The organism is Amycolatopsis sp. La24 (assembly GCF_029087445.1).
GTDB classification, from domain to species: domain Bacteria; phylum Actinomycetota; class Actinomycetes; order Mycobacteriales; family Pseudonocardiaceae; genus Amycolatopsis; species Amycolatopsis nivea.
Genome location: NZ_JARACH010000002.1, coordinates 157,299 through 172,359, shown reverse-complemented (window position 1 = coordinate 172,359; position 15,061 = coordinate 157,299). Strand labels below are relative to the sequence as shown.

At 68.5% G+C, this 15,061-nt stretch carries 17 protein-coding genes; 6 read left to right on the top strand and 11 right to left on the bottom strand.

The window, feature by feature from the left end; translation table 11 throughout:
* Positions 1 to 2: 2 nt before the first annotated feature.
* Complete coding sequence (locus PUT80_RS04395; protein WP_037807172.1) at positions 3 to 1,202, bottom strand: cysteine desulfurase-like protein; 1,200 nt, start codon at positions 1,200 to 1,202, stop codon at positions 3 to 5.
* 100 nt (positions 1,203 to 1,302) lie between these two features.
* Between PUT80_RS04395 and PUT80_RS04390 the strand changes: the two genes are divergently transcribed.
* Positions 1,303 to 1,881: a bacterial proteasome activator family protein gene (locus PUT80_RS04390; protein WP_037807169.1), complete on the top strand. Its 579-nt coding sequence runs from the start codon at positions 1,303 to 1,305 to the stop codon at positions 1,879 to 1,881.
* Here PUT80_RS04390 and PUT80_RS04385 read toward each other — a convergent pair.
* Genes PUT80_RS04385 through PUT80_RS04375 form a run of 3 tightly spaced genes read right to left on the bottom strand, consistent with a single transcriptional unit; the run spans position 1,878 to position 4,784 of the window.
* On the bottom strand, positions 1,878 to 3,041 hold the full coding sequence (locus PUT80_RS04385) for an epoxide hydrolase family protein (RefSeq protein WP_275291179.1): 1,164 nt from the start codon (positions 3,039 to 3,041) through the stop codon (positions 1,878 to 1,880). The two genes, PUT80_RS04390 and PUT80_RS04385, sit on opposite strands and share 4 nt — an antisense overlap.
* A 43-nt stretch (positions 3,042 to 3,084) precedes the next feature.
* The gene (locus PUT80_RS04380) at positions 3,085 to 4,050 is read right to left on the bottom strand and encodes a spore coat protein (RefSeq protein ID WP_275291178.1); all 966 of its coding nucleotides are present in this window, start codon (positions 4,048 to 4,050) and stop codon (positions 3,085 to 3,087) included.
* On the bottom strand, positions 4,047 to 4,784 hold the full coding sequence (locus PUT80_RS04375) for an NTP transferase domain-containing protein (RefSeq protein ID WP_275291177.1): 738 nt from the start codon (positions 4,782 to 4,784) through the stop codon (positions 4,047 to 4,049). The genes PUT80_RS04380 and PUT80_RS04375 overlap by 4 nt, the downstream gene beginning before the upstream one ends.
* A gap of 63 nt (positions 4,785 to 4,847) precedes the next feature.
* Here PUT80_RS04375 and pseB point away from each other — a divergent pair, with 63 nt between their 5' ends.
* Both pseB and PUT80_RS04365 read left to right on the top strand, forming a co-directional pair.
* Positions 4,848 to 5,831, top strand: a complete 984-nt coding sequence (gene pseB, locus PUT80_RS04370; RefSeq protein WP_134727936.1) for a UDP-N-acetylglucosamine 4,6-dehydratase (inverting) — start codon at positions 4,848 to 4,850, stop codon at positions 5,829 to 5,831.
* Positions 5,824 to 7,002: an aminotransferase class V-fold PLP-dependent enzyme gene (locus tag PUT80_RS04365; protein WP_275291176.1), complete on the top strand. Its 1,179-nt coding sequence runs from the start codon at positions 5,824 to 5,826 to the stop codon at positions 7,000 to 7,002. The genes pseB and PUT80_RS04365 overlap by 8 nt, the downstream gene beginning before the upstream one ends.
* Before the next feature lie 506 nt (positions 7,003 to 7,508).
* On the opposite strand, the gene PUT80_RS04360 is transcribed toward PUT80_RS04365, so the two are convergent.
* Genes PUT80_RS04360 through PUT80_RS04340 form a run of 5 tightly spaced genes read right to left on the bottom strand, consistent with a single transcriptional unit; the run spans position 7,509 to position 10,570 of the window.
* A complete protein-coding gene (locus PUT80_RS04360) occupies positions 7,509 to 7,922 on the bottom strand; it encodes a DUF4345 domain-containing protein (protein WP_275291175.1) in 414 nt (137 codons plus the stop codon).
* 10 nt (positions 7,923 to 7,932) lie between these two features.
* Complete coding sequence (gene pseI / locus PUT80_RS04355; RefSeq protein WP_275291173.1) at positions 7,933 to 8,982, bottom strand: pseudaminic acid synthase; 1,050 nt, start codon at positions 8,980 to 8,982, stop codon at positions 7,933 to 7,935.
* A gap of 23 nt (positions 8,983 to 9,005) precedes the next feature.
* Positions 9,006 to 9,467 carry a GNAT family N-acetyltransferase gene (locus PUT80_RS04350; protein ID WP_134727940.1) on the bottom strand — a complete coding sequence of 154 codons (462 nt, stop codon included), beginning with the start codon at positions 9,465 to 9,467 and terminating at the stop codon, positions 9,006 to 9,008.
* Complete coding sequence (locus PUT80_RS04345; protein ID WP_134727941.1) at positions 9,464 to 9,907, bottom strand: hypothetical protein; 444 nt, start codon at positions 9,905 to 9,907, stop codon at positions 9,464 to 9,466. Before PUT80_RS04345 ends, PUT80_RS04350 begins: the two co-directional genes overlap by 4 nt.
* Positions 9,908 to 9,940: 33 nt before the next feature.
* Complete coding sequence (locus tag PUT80_RS04340; protein WP_134728054.1) at positions 9,941 to 10,570, bottom strand: hypothetical protein; 630 nt, start codon at positions 10,568 to 10,570, stop codon at positions 9,941 to 9,943.
* A gap of 155 nt (positions 10,571 to 10,725) precedes the next feature.
* On the opposite strand from PUT80_RS04340, the gene PUT80_RS04335 reads away from it, so the two are divergent.
* From PUT80_RS04335 to PUT80_RS04325, 3 genes are read left to right on the top strand one after another with little or no spacing between them, the layout of a single operon-like run.
* Positions 10,726 to 11,679: an ABC transporter permease gene (locus PUT80_RS04335; RefSeq protein ID WP_134664093.1), complete on the top strand. Its 954-nt coding sequence runs from the start codon at positions 10,726 to 10,728 to the stop codon at positions 11,677 to 11,679.
* 3 nt (positions 11,680 to 11,682) lie between these two features.
* A complete protein-coding gene (locus PUT80_RS04330) occupies positions 11,683 to 12,498 on the top strand; it encodes an ABC transporter ATP-binding protein (protein ID WP_037369048.1) in 816 nt (271 codons plus the stop codon).
* Positions 12,498 to 13,406 (top strand): glycosyltransferase family 2 protein, encoded by a 909-nt coding sequence (locus tag PUT80_RS04325; RefSeq protein WP_037807159.1) that lies wholly within the window; start codon positions 12,498 to 12,500, stop codon positions 13,404 to 13,406. Before PUT80_RS04330 ends, PUT80_RS04325 begins: the two co-directional genes overlap by 1 nt.
* A gap of 59 nt (positions 13,407 to 13,465) precedes the next feature.
* Here the strand turns inward: PUT80_RS04325 and PUT80_RS04320 are convergent, their stop codons facing one another.
* A complete protein-coding gene (locus tag PUT80_RS04320; protein ID WP_275291170.1) occupies positions 13,466 to 14,644 on the bottom strand; it encodes a hypothetical protein in 1,179 nt (392 codons plus the stop codon).
* A complete protein-coding gene (locus tag PUT80_RS04315) occupies positions 14,641 to 15,060 on the bottom strand; it encodes a hypothetical protein (protein WP_043837773.1) in 420 nt (139 codons plus the stop codon). The genes PUT80_RS04320 and PUT80_RS04315 overlap by 4 nt, the downstream gene beginning before the upstream one ends.
* Position 15,061 lies beyond the last annotated feature (1 nt).

Genomic DNA, 15,061 nt, shown 5'->3' with positions numbered 1-15,061 from the left:
CCTCAACGCAGTTCTTCGAGCACCCGCACCAGCTGGTTGATCTCGAACACGTTGGAGTAGTGCGCGAGCCCGATCCGCACCGCTCCGCCGACCTCGCCGACGCCCAGCGACGCGAACACGCCGCTGGTGCCGTCGTCGGCGAACGCGCAGAGTCCTTGCGACGCCAGGTATTCGGCGACCTGGGACGCTTTGGCGCCGGCCACGGCGAACGCGAGGGCGGGGATCCGGCGCATCGCGTCGCCGATCACCATCACGTGCCGCAGCGAGCGCAGTTCCGTGGACAGCTGCGCGAGCAGGCCCGCGTGGTACGACTTGGCCGAGCCGAGCGACGTCACGAGCCGTTCGCGGCGGGAACCGGTCGCGGCGTCGTCGAGGCCGGCGAGGTAGTCGATGGACGCGACGACCCCGGCCAGCAGCGGGTACGCGTGCGGGCCGAGTTCGAGCCGCGCGGGACCGGTCGCTGCCGGGTCAAGCGACACCGACGAGATGCGTTCCAGCAGCTCCGGATCGCGGAACACGAGCGCGCCGACCGCCGGGCCACCCCAGGACGGAGCGGAGACGACCATGACGTCGGCGCCGAGTTCTTGCAGGTCAAGCGGCACGAACGGGGCGGCGTAGGTCGCGTCGACCACGACGAGCGCCCCGACGCGCTTGGCGAATTCGATCACCGTCGGCACGTCCGGCCGGGTCCCGACGGACCCGGACGCCAGCGTCACCGACACCGCTTTCGTCCGCGCGGACACGAGGTTCTCGTACTGCCACGCGGGCAGTTCGCACGTCTCGATGTCGATCTCGCTCCAGCGCACGACCGCGCCGACGCGTTTCGCGGCACGCCGCCACGGCGCGATGTTGGCCTCTTCGTCGAGCCGCGAGACGACGATCTCGTCGCCGATCGTCCAGCGTTCGGCGAGCGCGTCGACGAGACGGCGCAACAGGACCGGCGCGCTCGGCCCGAGCACGACGGCGGCCGGGTCCGCCCCGACCAGATCGGCCACGGCCCGGCGGGCCGCGGTGACGATGCTTTCCGCCCGCTGGGAGGCCGGAAACGCTCCGCCCGGGCCGGACACCGGAGCCCGCATAGCTGTCGAAACGGCCGAAGCGACCTGTTCGGGCACGAGCATTCCGGCGGCGCCGTCGAAGTGAATCCAGCCGTCGCCAAGCGCGGGGAAGAGCCCACGGATACGAGCGACGTCGAACGCCATGGGGACACCGTACGGACGTGCGGTTTCGCGGTTGCCGCGGGGTTGGGCAGAACTGCCCGAACGGCCGCTAGGCTCGGGTCAGGACCGCCAACCGACGGGGATGGAGCATATGAGCGAGCCGAACTTCGGGGGAACGGGCGCAGCCGGGGACGCGGACGCGCCGCGCGTGGTCGTCGTCGGACCGGACGGCGTCCCGGTCGGCACCGCGCAGGCGGCACCCGAGGGCGAGGAAAACGAGTCCGTCGGCGACCTGGTCGAGGAACCGGCCAAGGTGATGCGCATCGGGACCATGATCAAGCAGCTGCTGGAGGAGGTCCGCGCCGCACCGCTGGACGACGCCAGCCGCAACCGGGTCCGCGAGATCCACCAGACGTCGGTGCGCGAGCTGGAGGAGGCCCTCGCCCCTGAGCTGCGCGAGGAACTGGAGCGCCTGGTGCGCCCGTTCACCGACAACGAAACCCCCTCGGACGCCGAACTGCGGATCGCGCAGGCCCAGCTGGTCGGCTGGCTGGAGGGGCTGTTCCACGGCATCCAGACCGCGCTGTTCGCCCAGCAGATGGCCGCGCGGGTGCAACTGGAGCAGATGCGCCGCGGCCTGCCCGCGGGGTCGTCCGGTTCCGGCGGCCACCCGGGCGAGGGGCACGGGCACGGCATCACCGGAACCGGGCAGTACCTCTAGCTTTCCGGGCTCTCCGGGCTTTCCGCGGCGAAGAACGCTCGAAGATCCCCGATCAGCAGGTCGGGTTCTTCGAGCGCCGGGAAGTGCCCGCCGCGCGGGAGTTCGGTCCACCGCACGATCCGGTCGGTGCGCTCGGCCAGGTGCCGCAGCGGAAGCCCGATATCGTCCGGGAACACCGCGACGGCGGTCGGCACGGTCGACTTCGGCAGCGGTGCGCCCCACTGGACGTCTTGGTAGGCGTAGATCCGCGAGGACGACGCGGCGGTGCGGGTGAACCAGTAGAGCGAGACGTTGGCGAGCAGATCGTCGCGGTCGATCAGGTCGTGGTCGGTGTTCGAGAAAGCCCGGAACTTCTCGGCGATCCAGGCCAGCTGCCCGGCCGGGGAGTCAGTCAGGCCGTAGGCAAGCGTTTGCGGCTTGGTGGACTGGATCATCGCGTAGCCGACGCCGGTTTGCTGGAAGGCCCGCGCTTTCTCCAGTGACCGCTGCCCTTTCGCCAGCTCTGCCCCGCTGAGCCCTTCCAGGTCGGCCTCGCTGCGCGCTACCGCGGACGGCAGCATCGTCACGTGCGCCCCGATGATCCGCTCGGGGAATTGGACGGCGAGTTCGCGGGAGATCAACGCACCCCAGTCGCCGCCGTGAGTGCCGAAGCTTTGATACCCGAGGCGGGACATCAACTCCGCCCACGCACGCGCCGTCCGAGCCGGTCCCCAGCCGCGGTCAGGCGTCGGCCCGGAAAAGGCGAACCCGGGCACAGAGGGAACGACGACGTGGAACGCCACGGCCGGATCGCCGCCGTACGCGCGGGGGTCGGCGAGGGGGCCGATGAGGTCGAGGAATTCGACGATCGAACCGGGCCAGCCGTGGGTGAGGATGAGCGGGATGGCGTTCGGTTCGGGGGATTTGAGGTGCAGGAAGTGGATGTTGGCGCCGTCGACGGTGGTGGTGAACTGGGGGAAGCCGTTGAGGCGTTCTTCCTGGGCGCGCCAGTCGAAGCCCAGGCGCCAGTAGTCGGCGAGGTCTTGGACTTCGGGCACCGGAATGCCCAGCTCCCACGCCGGGTCGTCGAAGGGGTCCGGCCAGCGCGCGTCGGCGAGACGACGGTGGAGGTCGTCCAGGTCGGACTGCGGGATGTGGATCCGGAACGGGGTCTCGGTCATGGCGACGACGTTAGGGAGGATTGCGGACTGTTCCGGTCCTCGATCAGAATCCGGCCAAGACGTCCAGCACGCGGTCCACTCCCCGACCGTCTACAGCGGACCGGCTAGCCTCCGAAAGCCGCGATCGCAGCGAAGCGTCCGACAGCAGCTTCCGCAGCGTCTCCGTCACCTCCGGCAGCCGCGAGCCCAGTGTGTCCGCCGAGCCCAGGCCGCACGCCAAGCCACGTTCCAGCGCCGCTCGGTATCCGGCCGCTTGATTCTCCACCAGCCGCACCGCCGCCGTCGGCACCCCAAGACAACACAGCTCCAAGAACGTCACCCCGGACGCGCTGATCGCGACATCCGTCCCGGCGAGCAGGTCCAGCAGTCCGGCATGCGGTGCGGCGACCCGGATCGCCTGCCCCTCCACTGTGGGCGGCAACGTCGGCGTGCCGCGGACCAGAGCGTCCGCCGCGAACGGAAGTCCCGTGTCGGCAAGCGCCTGGAGCAACAGCGAAACCGTCGAAGCCCACTCCGCACCGCCGCCCAGCACCACCGTCACCTGCAACGGCGAGGAGGTGCTCCGGCGAGAACGCGCGCGCAGGACGACGTCTCGAAGCGGCGTGTACTCCGCGCCCCGCAGCACCAAGCCCGAACCGTCCTCGGGACGTGGGCCCGGCGCAAAGCCCGAATCCACCACCACGTCCGCCGGGCGACGACCGAATACGTCGTCCTCAATGGACACCAACCGAGCGCCCGAGGCGTTGACCTCGGCACGGACATCACCGATTCCGTAATGGTCCACGAGCACCGCGTCGAAGCCGGAAGCCAAGCCAGCCAAGGAGGAAACCGGCAAACGCGGCACCGCCAGCTCGTCGAATCGCGCGGCCAGCCACTCCGCGTTAGTCGTGGAGCCAGCGAAGTGCACGTCCCAGCCCCGCGCGACCGCGCGCTCGGCGTAGGCGACCACCCGGGAAATGTGCCCGGCCCCGATGGTCGGCGAAGCGTCCGCCCGGAGCAGCAGCTTCACTGGCCGACCTTCTTCTGCTCGACGTGCGCGTTCAACGCGACCAAATCCGGCCGCGACCGCAGCAGCGACACCACCGACCGCCACGAACCCGGCACGTCGCCGAGCTCAGCCACGAGCGCCGAGATCAGCTCCCAGTCCTCCGCGGTGTCCAAAGTGACGCGCAAGTCGTCGGCGGCCGGGCTGACCACGACGCCAGTGCACGAGTATCGGTCGGGCTGGCGGTAGATCGCCGACGTCACGTGCTCGCGGTCCGCCCCGGAAGCGGTCGCCACCTGTTCGGCCAGCACCTCCGCGCGCACCAGCTCCGCGTCGAAGCCGCGCGGCAGGGTACGGACGAGCGTGGTGGAGACGTAGTCCAGCGACGGTTCGGCCCGCCACACCGCGACCAGCCGGCCGATCAGGGCTGGATCAAGCAGCGGGCAGTCCGCCGTGAGGCGGATCACTGCCTCCGCCGGGTGTTCCGACAGCGCGAGCCCGAACCTGGCCACGACGTCGTCCAGAGGCCCCCGGACGACGTGCGCGCCGCAGCGTTCCGCTTCGGCGGCGACAGCGTCGTCGGACGCATCGTCCGAGGTCGCGACCACTACCTTGGCAACGCCGGGGGCGGCGGAAGCAGCCCGGACGACCCAGCCCAGCACGCTCTGCCCGGCGAGCGGCCGCAGCACCTTCCCCGGCAGCCGGGTGGACGACGACCGGGCCTGTATCACGGCGTTGACGCCAGGGCCTGCACGCATGGGTGACATGATGGCCTGCGGCGCCCCGCGCCGATCCACGAACCCCGATCGCGGAGGTCATCGATGTCCGAGCTGGATGGCTCCAGCATCCTGCTCACCGGTGGGACCGGCTCCTTCGGCAAGGCGTTCATCGCCTACGCGCTGGCCGAGCTGAACCCCAGCCGGCTCGTGGTGCTTTCCCGCGACGAGCTGAAGCAGTACGAAGCCCGGCAGTTGTTCAACGACGACCCGCGGCTGCGCTGGTTCATCGGCGACGTGCGCGACCGCCGACGCCTCGAGCGGGCCATGCACGGCGTCGATTACGTCGTGCACGCCGCGGCGCTCAAGCAGGTCGACACCGGCGAGTACAACCCGTTCGAGTTCGTCCAGACGAACGTCACGGGCTCGCAGAACGTGATCGAAGCGGCGATCGACACCGGCGTGAAGAAGGTCGTCGCGTTGTCGACCGACAAGGCGTCCAGCCCGATCAACCTCTACGGCGCGACGAAGCTGTGCGCGGACCGGATGTTCATCAGCGGCAACCACTACGCGGCCGCGCACCCGACGCGGTTCTCCGTAGTGCGCTACGGCAACGTGATGGGTTCGCGAGGCAGCGTCATCCCGTTCTTCCGCAAGCTCGCCGAACAAGGCGAGTCGCTGCCGATCACGCACAAGGAGATGACCCGCTTCTGGATCACGCTCCCGCAGGCCGTGCAGTTCGTGGTCGACTCGTTCGACCAGATGTCCGGCGGCGAGCTTTACGTACCGCGGATCCCGAGCATGCGGCTGGTCGACCTCGCACAGGCCATCGCGCCGGGTTCCCCGATGCACGAGGTCGGCGTGCGCCCGGGCGAGAAGCTGCACGAGGAAATGATCGCGCCGGACGACGCGCGGCGGACTCTCCGGCTGCCTGACCGCTACGTCGTGCAGCCGCACCTCGCCGGCTGGGGTTACGAATCGCCGACCGCCGGGGAGCAGGTGCCGGAAGGTTTTGCGTACCGCTCGGACACCAACGACCTCTGGCTCGAGGCCGACGAACTCCGCGAACTGGTCGAGCAATATGCCTGAGTCCAATGCCGCTTCCGCGGGAAAAAGCACGTCAGCGGAGTTCCTGCCATACGGCCGCCAGTCCATCAGCGAAGCAGACATCGAAGCCGTCGTCTCGGTCCTGCGCGGTGATTGGCTTACCACCGGTCCCGCGGTCGCGAAGTTCGAGGCAGACCTCGCGGAACACACCGGCGGCACCCCCGCCGTAGCCGTCACGTCCGGTACCGCGGCCTTGCACGTCGCATACGCCGCGGCTGGAATCGGCGAGGGCGACGAAGTCGTGGCGTCGCCGATGACTTTCGTCGCCACCGCGGCGACTGCGGCGTTGCACGGCGCGAAGGTGGTGTTCGCCGATGTCGAGCCAGACACCGGCAATCTGTCCGTCGACGCCGCCTCGGCCGCGATTACCAGCCGTACCAAGGTGGTCGCCGCCGTCGACTACGCCGGGCACCCGGTCGAGTCGGACGCGTTGGCGAAGATCGCGCACGACGCTGGCGCTCTGCTGCTGGAGGACGCCGCGCACTCCGTCGGCGGTTCCTGGCAGGGGCGGCGAGTGGGTTCTCTTGCCGACTTGACCACGTTTTCCTTCTTTCCCACCAAAAACCTGACCACCGCTGAAGGTGGCGCGGTCGTCACCGGGTCTGAGGAGTTGTTGCGGCGCGCGCAAGCGTTCCGCAACCATGGTCTGGTTCGGGACAAGTCGCGTCAGCGCTATCCGGATGAAGGTGCTTGGCACCAGGAAGTGCACGAGTTCGGCCTGAATTACCGGCTGCCGGACGTCCTGTGTGCGCTGGGGAGCAGCCAGCTCAAGCGGCTGACGGAGTTCAAGCTGCGGCGTGCTGAGATTCATTCTCGCTATAACGCGGCCTTCGCGGATGTCGCGGGCGTCCTGACGCCGCCGCGTCGTGAGGGCGCGGACCCGGTATGGCATCTGTACCCGCTGCGAGTGCTGGACGGCCGTCGGCGCGCGCTGTTCGACCACTTGCGAGGACTGGGAATCGGGGTGCAGGTGAACTACATCCCGGCCTACTGGCATCCGGTGTTCGAGGATCTCGGCTATCGGCGCGGGTTGTGCCCGAATGCCGAGGCGTATTACGAGCAGGAGCTATCGCTGCCGCTGTTCCCGTCGTTGAGTGATGCCGACGTGGACCGGGTGATCGACGGAGTGCGCGAGTTCTTCGGGCTCTGCTGACCCGTGCTGTGTCACGACGTCTCACAGCGGGTTCTTCGAGATCTGAGGTAAATCCGAAGACGCTAGTGAGGTTCGACGTAGCCACCAATGTCTTTAACGACCCCGTTCGGACCGATCAGCAATCGCCAGACATGAAAAGTCCCGGTGAGCGGAAATCGGATCCGGGCACCAGTAGTAACGACCGTCTTACCGTCGTCTCCAGGCAACCATCGGAGATTCCCCACAATGCCGTGGGCGTCTTGCACGACCCAGCGACCGCCGAGCCGCCGCACCTGAAGCTGGTCCCCGATCTTGACCTCAGAGATCCGGGACGCCGGGGGCGGATTCTTAGCAAGGCCCCACACCGGCGGCGTACCAGCACTGTACAGATCTTCGGCCAACGGCCCCGCGATGCCGATCAAGCGATCGCCGTTCTTCCGCCGAGAAATTTCCGGGTATTCCTGACTTCTCACATGCGTGAGATCGCAGGTTGGCCCGCAGACGCAACAGGATCTGAGCGGAGGTGATCAGTCAGCCTTCGCCGTTTGGCCGTCTCGAATCACCTTGGCATGCCACAACAACACCCCTGGCACTACAGCCAGTTCCAACACCGTCGCAGCCCGAAACACTGGATGCGGCGCCCCAGCCCGCCGAGCCGAAAGAAGCCTTGGTAACCCGCCCGCGGCAGCAGTCCCCAGCACAGCCCGGGTAGTCGCCGCCCGCTTCTCCGGTCGGAGGATCGACCACCACAACGCGAACCCGGCCGCGGTCCAGAACGTGTTCACGAACCGGTACTCGCTGTCGACGCTGGACGTCGTCGCGGCCCCGCCCGGCGCGCGAGACGGCCCGCCGAGGATGCCAGTCAGACCCGAAGCGACCGGTATGGCCCCGAGCACGCCGAGCGTAGCCAGCAACGCCTTGCGGGACTTCTCGCCTGCCATGCCACCGAGCCTAGATCAAATCCCACGTCAACGCGGTCCCCTTGGCAGCGTCGACTCGGAACGTCCGCCCCAGCACGTTCACGATCTCCGCCGGGGCAAGACCTCCAGCCGGGCGGATCGAGCGGACATTCTGCGCCGTAACCGGATCCCCGGCCCGGACGTCCTCCACCACGTACAGCGAACGCCGGAGCCGCAGCCCCTCCTTCTCGCTCTCGCGCGGACCCAGCACCGGCTCTCCAAGCGCTTCCCAGGCACGATGGGTTTCCGTGACCAACGCGGCCAATTCCGCTGGTTCCAACGAAAACTCCGAGTCAACGCCGCCGTCGCTGCGCGCGAGCGTGACGTGCTTCTCGATCGCCACCGCGCCCAGTGCCACCGCGGCGACCGGCGCGCCAAGACCCGGCGTGTGGTCCGACAGCCCGACCAGCGTTCCGGTGAGCCCGGCCAGCAACGGCAATCCCCGCAGGTTGCTTTCCGTCGGTGACGCCGGGTAACTCGCCGTGCACCCGAGCACGATCAGCTGGTCGTTGCCGACCGAGCGGGCAGTGCGCACGGCCGCGTCGATCTCGGCGACGTTCGCCATTCCGGTCGAGATCACCAGTGGTTTGCCGGTGCGGGCGCACAGCTCGATCAGCGGCAGGTCGACGATCTCCGACGAGGCGATTTTGTACGCAGGCGCGTCCAGCGATTCCAGCAGCTCGACCGCGGTCGGGTCGAACGGGCTCGAGAACACTTCCAGACCGCGTTCGCGAGCGCGAGCGAAGATCGGTTCGTGCCATTCCCAAGGGGTGTGCGCCTTTTCGTACAGTTTGTACAGATTTTCCCCGCCCCACAGAGAATGTCCGTCACCGATCCGGAACGCCGGGCCGTCGACGTCGACGGTGATCGTGTCCGGACGGTAGGTCTGCAGCTTCACCGCGTGCGCGCCGGCGTCGGCGATCGCGTCCACGATGGCCAGCGCGCGGTCCAGGTCGCCATTGTGGTTGCCGGACATCTCCGCGATCACGAACGGCGGCCGCGCCGGGCCGAGCAGGTGCTTGCCGATGCGGACTTCGGACATGGGTGGCGTCCTTCCGGTGGGGTTCAGTGCAGAGTCTTGCGCAGCCGGCGATAGCCGTCGGCAGGGGGCGCGACCTCCAGGTAACCAGCCCGCTCGAACAACGCCGCCGACGCCGCGTTCTCCACGTGCACCGCGGCCAGCACGGCCGCCGCGTCCGTTCGGGCGGCCAAGGTCCGCTCTCCCGCGTCGAGCACCGGCCGCGCCAGTCCGCGGCCGCGGCTTTCCGGCGCGAGCGTGATGCTTACCTCCCACTCGCGGCCGCCCTCGTCGTCGAACCGCACCGTGCCCACCGGTTTCCCGGACTCCTCCAGCACGAGCAGGATCCGGTCAGACGCCGTGAGCACCCCGCGCAGCCAACGCAGGTGACGGTCCAGATCGATCACGTCGCCGGACCGCGACGCCCTCCGGGTCACCGGGTCGTTACGCCAAGCCAATAGCAGCTCAGCATCGGCCTCGGTCGCGTCGCGTGCGATGAGCGACCTCACTGCGCAGGCGTGAGCTTCGCGTTCTCGAGCCGGCTCAGCCGCTCCTCGTACCGGGCCATCCCGGACAGCCGGACGCGGATCTGGGCGTGCTGCCGCTGGATCTCCTCGACCAGCGAACGCGCTTCGAGAGCCTCGGCGTCGTCCGCGCGCGGAGTCATCGCGATCTTCTCCCGGAGCGTCTCCAGCTGCTCTTCCTGCGCGGCGACGTGCGGGATCATCCGGTCCAGCTCGCCGCGGATCCAGCGCAGGTCGCCGAGCGCCGCCTCCAGCTTCTCGTCGGTTTCGGCGAGACGACGGCGGTGGTCGACCGTGCAGTGTTCAAGCTCGTCGATCCGGGTCTCGAAGTCCTGGAACACGCCGCGCGTGCGCTCTTCGAAGCGGTGGTCGACGATCCGGGCGATCCGGGAGCCGAAGAGGTTTCTGAACTTGATGAAGGGCATGGCGGGAGTTCCTTCGACGAGTGCGAGCGAGCTTCAGCGGAGCAAAGTGGTGGTGCCGGTGCGGGTCCACGACTCCAGCAGCCTGCCCTCGGCGGCGATCTGGTGCTCCGGCCCCACGATGCACGAGTCGCCCGCCGCGTGTTCCCACGAGGTCTGCTCCGGGTTGTCGATGAACGAAAACCCGGTCAGGACCAGCTGCGCCTCGGGGAACGAGGTACGGGCGATCCAGGCCGCGAGCGTACCCGTTGTCGACCAGGTGGGTTCGGTGCGCGTGGGCAGGCCGAGCGCGTCCGACAGGGGCAGCACGACCTCGCGGTTCGACACCGGGACGAACCCCAGGTCCGAAGGCCACCAGCCGGGCAGCGCCTCCGGTTCCCAATGCAGGCGTCCCGGCTCGACCAGCAGATACAGCCGGGAGCGGTAGTCGCGGAACACGTGCCGGGTGGCGCGCACCGCCCGGTTGAAGACGACCGTGTGCACCTTGCGACCGGTGATGTCCGGTCCATCCGGTTCGTCGGTGACGAACCCGTTCACCCGAATGACCAGGTCACAGTCGTCGACCGCCTTGGCGCGGGCCGGGTCCGGCTGCAGCGGCTGGTTGCCGACCACGGCGATCGAACGCGGGTCCGGCCGGTCCGCGTACGCCGAGAGGAGGTCGACCATGAGGCTCGCCGCACCGAGAGCAGCAGTCATAAGGGAAGAAACTACCAGGACGCTGGGAACGTCCCGGTCCGTATCGCCGTATCCGCGCAGTGCTCTCCGCCCGGACGGACCGGGGCGAGCCGAGGCCGCCCTGCCCCATCGGTACCCTCGTCCACGTGCATGCCACCAGCACGGTTCACGCAGCCGAACCCGATGTCTCGACTCCGGTTCCACCGTCGTCGGACAGCAAGACGTTCGGGCGTGCGATCGACGACATCAAGACCGGTTTGGCCTCCCGCGAGCTGTGGACCCATCTCGGCTGGCAGGACATCAAGCAGCGGTACCGGCGGTCCATCATCGGGCCGTTCTGGATCACCATCAGCCAGGGTGTCATCGCGCTCGGTCTCGGCCTGCTGTACTCGCAGCTGTTCCGGACGCCGATCGAGGTGTTCCTGCCCTACCTCTCCACCGGCTTCATCATCTGGGGCTTCATCCAGGGCTGCCTCACCGAAGGCATGGAGACGTTCATCGCGAACGAGGGCCTGATCAAACAGGTCCCCGCGCCGCTCAGCGTGTACGTGCTGCGCACGATCTGGCGGCAGACGCTGCTGCTGGCGCACAACATGATCGTCTACGTCGTGCTGCTGATCATTTTCTTCTCGGCACTCGATTCCCCGTATTCGCTGGGGTCGAAGGACGGCGTCTGCACTCCGGACAAGTACTGCCACCCGGGCCTGAGCTGGAACATTTTCCTCGCCATTCCCGGGTTCGTGCTGCTCGCCCTCACCGCGGGCTGGGCGGCGCTGCTGCTCGGCATCATCTCGACCCGGTTCCGCGACATTCCGCAGCTGATCAACTCGCTGATCCAGCTGATGTTCTACGGCACCCCGATCGTCTGGCCGGTCGACCAGCTGCTGTCCGGCGGCGCGCGGGACGGTGCGTCGTGGGCGTTGCCGATCATCAAGCTGAACCCGCTTTACCACTACATGCAGGTGGTGCGGTCGCCGCTCATCGGGCAGGCGGTGAGCTGGACCAGCTGGGTCGTGGTCGGCGGCATCACCGTCGTCGGATGGGCGCTCGCGCTCGTCGCTATGCGCAATTACCGGTCTCGCGTCTCGTATTGGGTGTGACAGATGGTCAGCATTGACGTCCACAACGCGTACGTGGACTTCCCGATTTTCGACGCGAAGACGCGTTCGATGAAAAAGCGCGTGCTCGGCAAGGTCGGCGGCAAGATCGGCACCGAGCAGAAGGTGCCGATCATCGAGGCGCTGCACGACGTGTCGGTCAGCCTCCGCGAGGGCGACCGGGTCGGTCTCGTCGGGCACAACGGCGCGGGCAAGTCCACGCTGCTGCGGCTGCTCGCCGGGATCTACGAGCCGACCCGCGGTTCCTCGCGGATCGTCGGCAAGATCGCGCCGGTGTTCGACCTCGGCATCGGCATGGACCCGGAGATCTCCGGCGAGGAGAACATCATCATCCGCGGCCTGTTCCTCGGCATGAGCGCCAAGGAAATGGAGAAGCGGGTCGACGACATCGCGGAGTTCACCGAGCTCGGCGACTACCTGCAGATGCCGCTGCGGACGTACTCCACCGGCATGCGGGTGCGGCTCGCGCTCGGCGTGGTGACCTCGATCGACCCGGAGATCCTGATCCTGGACGAGGGCATCGGCGCGGTCGACGCGGCGTTCCTCAACAAGGCCCGCGACCGGCTCAAGGACCTGGTCAAGCGGTCCGGCATCCTGGTGTTCGCGAGCCACTCCGACGAGTTCCTCTTCGAGCTGTGCGATTCGGCGATCTGGATGGACGAGGGACATCTGAAGAAGCAGGGTTCGCTGCGCGAGGTGCTCACCGAGTACAAGGGCCGCGACCCGTTCGAGAACATGAGCCAGGAAGGTCTCGAGCGCCTCGGCATCGAGCCCGCGACCACAACGAACGGCGGGGAATGATGGCCGGCGAGACGCGAGAGCTGCCCGAGGGCGCCGTCGTCGGCGTGGTGGTCACGCGGCACCGGCGCGAGCTGCTCGCGGACTCGCTGAAGATCATCGCCGCCCAGACCCGGCCGGTCGACCACCTCGTGGTGGTCGACAACGGCCCGGACAAGTCCGCGCGGGACGTCGTGGAAGCCTTCCCGCTGCCGTACACGTACCTCCCGTCGCACCGGAACCTCGGCGGTGCGGGCGGTTTCGCGCTCGGCATGCTGCACGCACTGTCGCTCGGCGCGGACTGGGTATGGCTCGCCGACGACGACGGCCGCCCGGCGGACGAGCACGTGCTCGAAATCCTGCTGGAGGAAGCCGAAAAGCGCGGCCTCGCCGAGATTTCCCCCGTGGTGGCCAACATCGACGCCCCGGCGAAACTCGCGTTCCCGCTGCGCCGCGGCCTCACCTGGAAGCGCTCGTCGGCCGAACTGGGCACGGATTTCCTGCCGGGCATCGCGTCGTTGATGAACGGCGCGTTGTTCCGTGCGTCCACTTTGGACGTCACCGGGGTACCCGACCTGCGCCTGTTCTTCCGCGGCGACGAGGTGGAACTGCACCGCCGCCTGGTGCGGTCCGGCCTGCCGTTCGGCACGTCGCTGCGCACGACCTACCTGCACCCCGACGGCTCGGACGAATTCAAGCCGATGCTGGGCGGGAAATTCCACGCACAGGACCCGGAGAACGAGGTCAAGCGGTATTACACGTACCGCAACCGCGGGTATTTGCTGTCGCAGCCGGGAATGCGGAAGATCGGAGCGCTGGAAGTGCTGCGCTTCGGGTTGTACTTCGTGGGCGTGAAGCGGGACCCGAAGGCGTTCGTGCAGTGGCTGAAGCTGGTGCGGCAGGGACGCGCGGAGAAGTTTTACCGGTACTGACCCTGGTCAGTCCGTTGTGGACGATGCGCTAACCCCACCGTCCACAACGGACTCCCCAGCTATTCCCCGATCACCGGCGGCGCGGACCGATGTCCGCTGCCGAATACCTCGTCGTCCTCGATTTCCATGACGAACGCGGGCTGGTCGTTGCCGTCGTCGTACGGGCGGGCTCCGAAGCCCATGCCCGGGCGGGCCGGGGCGCCGCCCATTCCTCCGGCGGCTACGTCCGCTGCGCCCGCTCCGTCGCCGGGGCCGAACGAGCCGGCGCCGCCGCCGCGGCCGACCTTGGTTTCGTGTTCTTCGTCGGCGCCGAAACCTCCGCCGCCACCGCCCATCATGCCGCCCATCGGCATCGCGCCCATGCCCATTCCGGCCGCTCCGGCGTTGCCGCCGCCGGGGGACGCCTGGGCCGCGGGCGGTGCGTAACCGGCCGCGGTGGTCGCGCTGTCCGGCATCGGCTGGTGAACCGCGCCGGTGAACTGGCTCGGGCCGCTCACGGTCGGCGCGCTCGTGTGCCCAGCCACTGCGGCACCTCCACCGGCAGCGGCACCCGAGGAGGCCGAGCCAGCGTCAGCCACAGCCGGAGCCGGAGCGGGCGCAGGGGCAGGAGCAGGAGCGGCGTCGTGGTGCTCCGGACCAGTCGGCATCGCCACCGCGGCACCGCCACCAGCGGCGACCCCGAACTTCGGCGGATGCGCGAAAGTCGGCTGCTTCGAACCCGACGAGTACAGCGACGAGTCGTACTTCGACATCGTCTCCGCGGCCTGCTCGTGCGCGGAACGGCTGTCCTGCTGCTTCTTCAGCGTCGCGTCGATCTCATTGCTCATTTCGAGCGGGCTCGCGTGCGACCATTTGTCGAATTCCTCGGACCAGTCGAACGGGACCGCGTCCGGCATCGAGTGCTTCGCCGCCTGCGCGGCGGACGCCTGTTCCTCGACGATCTGCGCGGCCAGCTTCGCGTTCTGGCCATTCGCTTCGGCCCATTCGGCAAGGCTCACGAAATACGCCTGCGCACCGGCCGCCGCCTCGCCGCTCCACGCGTGCGCGGCCTTCTTCACGGCCTCGCCCAGCTGCGTCGCGAACTCCTCGAACGCCTTCTGCACCTCGGTGTACGCGTGCGACACCGAGGAAACCTGCTCCACGTCGAGATTCGACTCGACGTACGACTTCAGCTGCTGGTGCGGGTGCCCGAGGTAGTCGGCGTCCGACGGCGCGAGCCCCGGCTGCGGCGTGCTCATTCGGTGCCCTTCACGGTGCGGTGGGAGTCGATGGCCTGGTTCTCGTTCTCGGTGTAGACCCCGCCGGCGCGCGCGAGCGCCTCGTCGGCTTCCTTCAGGATCCGGCCGAACTGGTCCAGGACGTCCAGCGCCGACCCGGGCGCGTCGGCTCCGCTCTTGCGGTCGTGTTCGGCCACGGTGTGCCCGTACGGGTGGCTGCCGAGCTTCGGCGCGGTGGTCAGCGCCTGGGTCTGCGGCTTGAGCCGTTCCAGGCGCGTGACCATGTCGGTGAGCGCTTTGCGCAGGTCACCGAGTGCGTCGCCGTCGATGCTGAACCCGCCGGCTTTCGCGGTGCCGGCCAGCTTGTGCGTTTCGGCCGCGGCTTCGGCGATGCCCTTGGCGTTCAGCCCGCCTGCCGCCAGCGGATCAGTGCTCATG